Origin of the sequence: Nocardia sp. CC201C, assembly GCF_030010695.1 — a bacterium.
Taxonomy (GTDB): Bacteria; Actinomycetota; Actinomycetes; order Mycobacteriales; family Mycobacteriaceae; genus Nocardia; species Nocardia otitidiscaviarum.
On the sequence record NZ_JASCXP010000621.1, the window covers coordinates 1 to 2,827 of the forward strand.

The following is a 2,827-nucleotide window of genomic DNA, read 5'->3' on the forward strand; positions in this document are numbered from 1 at the left end:
CGTCGGCCACGTTCGCCCGGCCAGCCTCGCCCGCCTCGCCAACCGCGTTCGACCCGGCCATAGCGTCCGCCCTACCCGCCGGCGAGCCTCCTGCCGCGGCCAACTCCGTCACGATCCGCCGCCAGGCCCAGTTCGGCGGAACCCCCCGGCCCGCCGGACTCGGCCCCCACGCCGTCGTCCAGCCGCGGGCGGCCAGGGTTGCCGAGAATGCTTCGGCGAGTGCGGTTTTGCCGGCCCCTTCCATGCCCGAGATCAGTACCAGCTTCGACGACCTCCGTGCGATCGCCGCCGCGGCTGTCCGCTCCAATCGCTCGAGTTCGGCTGCTCGGCCCAGGAAGGACCGCTCCGAGAACTGGTGTGCAACAGGCACTCCGGCATCCGTCGCCACTTCGCCGATACCCGACGCCGATCCGGATGCGGCCGAGGACATTCGCGCTGGCACATCCAGCCCGGACACCGCTGTGGCATCCACGCGGTCGGCCGATTCCGGCGGCGTCCCGCCCCCTGCCGTCGGTTCCGGCGACGGCCCGCCCTCGGCCGCCGATGCCGTTCCCCGAGCCGCTGCAGGCGCAGCCATCGTGGTCGGCGCGCGCTCCGGCCTTCCACGCCGAGGTCTGGCGGCGGCACTGCCATCCTGCGAATGCCCCGGCTCCAGCGACGGGTCCTGCGCGAGCATGGCCGCCTCCAGATCGCGAAGGTCGGGACCGGGGTCCACGCCCAGTTCGTCACGCAGGCGAGCGCGCACCGTGCGCAGGGCCGTGAGCGCGTCGGCTTGGCGGCCGCCGCGGTAGAGCGCCAGGGCCAGCAGTCGCCAGGCTTGTTCGCGCAACGGATGTTCGTGCAGGTGCGCTTCCAGAGCGGTCGCCGCGGCGGCGGGGTCGCCGGAGTCGATGCGGGCGCGGGCGCGCTGTTCCACGGCCAGCAGCCGCAGCTCGTCGAGACGGTTGATTTCGGCTCGCGCCCAGGGGAATTCGGCGAACTCTGCGTAGGCGGGGCCCCGCCACAGTGTCAAGGCGGCGTCGAGGGTGGTGGCCGCGCCGGTGGCGTCTCCGGCGTCGAGCAGATCCCCGCCCGCCCGCACGGCCAGTTCGAAGCGCCCGGCGTCCAGCTGCGCGGAATCGATCCGCAGGGCGTAGCCGGGCGGTTCGGTGACCAGCACCCGGGCGGGTCGGCGCGGCGGCCGGTCGGGTTCCAGGGCGCGTCGCAGCGCCGCGACGAAGGTCTGGATCGCGCCGACCGCCTGCTCCGGCGGATCGTCCCACAGATCGTCGATCAATCGCGCCACCGGCACCACCCGCCCCCGCGCCACCAGCAGCCGCGCCAGCACGGCCCGATGCCGCGGCCCCTTGAGCGGCAGCCGCCCACGCTCGTCCTCGGCCCACAGCGGTCCGAGCACGCCGAAGGTCAGGGCCATGGCATCGCCGATCCGGTCACGCCCACCGATGCTACGACCCCGCCCCACGCGCGCCCGACCCACGCACGGCCACCACCGAACACCCGCGCTCAGTCATCGCTGACCGACTGCTCAGTGCCGCCCCCGAGGCTGGGTGCCGTCCCCGATCGAAAGGATCTCCATGTCCCCCGTGTCCCCCCGTATCCCCGGTTTCGACTATCAGCGGGTCCGCGTCGCCGACGATGTCTCGCTGCGGGTGGCCGTCGCCGGGTCCGGTTCGCCGGTGGTGCTGTTGCACGGTCTGCCGCAGACCCATCTCATGTGGCGGCATGTGGCCGCCGATCTGGCCGCCGACCACACCGTCATCTGCCCGGATCTGCGTGGCTACGGTGACAGCGACAAGCCGGTCGCCGTCGACGAGGACGTCTACTCCAAACGCACCATGGCGGCCGATATCGTCGCTGTCGCACGCGCTTTCGGGCACGACAGCTTCGCGCTGGCGGGGCACGACCGGGGTGCGCTGGTCGCCGTGCGCGCCGGACTCGACCATCCGGCGGCGGTCACCCACCTCGCCTGCCTGGACGTGCTGCCGACCCTCGACACGTGGGAGGTCATGCACGGGGTCTCCGCCGCGGTGGGCTTTCACCTGTATCTGATGGCGCAACCGCCCGGCCTGCCCGAACGACTCATCGGCGCGAGCCCGGACGTGTTCTTCGGGCATCTGCTCGACGCCTGGCTCCAGGATCCGGCCGCCATCCCCGCCGACCTGCGCGAGGTCTACCTGGCCGCGAGCCGCGCGGCGGTGCCGTCCATCGTGGCGGACTGCCGCGCCTCGGCGACCGTCGACATCGAGCACGACCGCGTCGACCGGGAGCGCGGCACGGTCCTGCGCATGCCGACCACCGTGCTGCAACAGGATTGGGGCAGTGCCCTCGGTTTCGACGCCGCGGCGCGCTGGCGGGCGTGGGCACCGGAGCTGCGGCATCAGACCGTCGGCTGCGGGCATTTCATGGCCGAGGAGGAGCCGACCACGGTGATCGCCGCCCTGCGTGAGCTGCTGAAGCGTTAGGCCGCCGGGCCGCCGGTCTCGAGGCGACGGACCAGCGTCACCAGCGCGTCCCGTTGGGCGGTCGGGTCATCGGCGTCCGCGCCGAGGATCATGCGCACCACCTGCGGGGCCGCGAACCACCAGGCCGCCAGGGCCGCCACCGCGTACAGCAGGTAGCCGGGGGCGACGTCGCCGGGCAGCGCTCCGGCGCGCTGGGCGGCCGCCAGGGCCGCCACCTTCTCGGCGTAGTGGGCCGCGCGCGCGGATTCGGCGGTCGGCTGACCGGACTGCAACCCCTCCCAGTGCAGCAGGCGCAGGAACTGGGGATGGGTGCGGTGGTAGTCGAAGACGTGTCCGGCGTAGTCGGCCAGTCGCCCCGCGTCGGC

The 2,827-nt window shown here is 73.3% G+C and carries 2 protein-coding genes and 1 pseudogene; 1 reads left to right on the forward strand and 2 read right to left on the reverse strand.

The window, feature by feature from the left end; translation table 11 throughout:
• A partial coding sequence (locus tag QK444_RS35025; protein ID WP_282786283.1) for a BTAD domain-containing putative transcriptional regulator occupies positions 1-1,462 on the reverse strand: 1,462 nt, incomplete at its 3' end.
• A 121-nt stretch (positions 1,463-1,583) separates the two neighbouring features.
• On the opposite strand from QK444_RS35025, the gene QK444_RS35030 reads away from it, so the two are divergent.
• A complete protein-coding gene (locus QK444_RS35030; RefSeq protein WP_282786284.1) occupies positions 1,584-2,462 on the forward strand; it encodes an alpha/beta hydrolase in 879 nt (292 codons plus the stop codon).
• Here the strand turns inward: QK444_RS35030 and QK444_RS35035 are convergent.
• A pseudogene (locus tag QK444_RS35035) lies at positions 2,459-2,827 on the reverse strand (TetR/AcrR family transcriptional regulator); the annotation flags it as partial. The gene QK444_RS35030 and the pseudogene QK444_RS35035 overlap by 4 nt on opposite strands.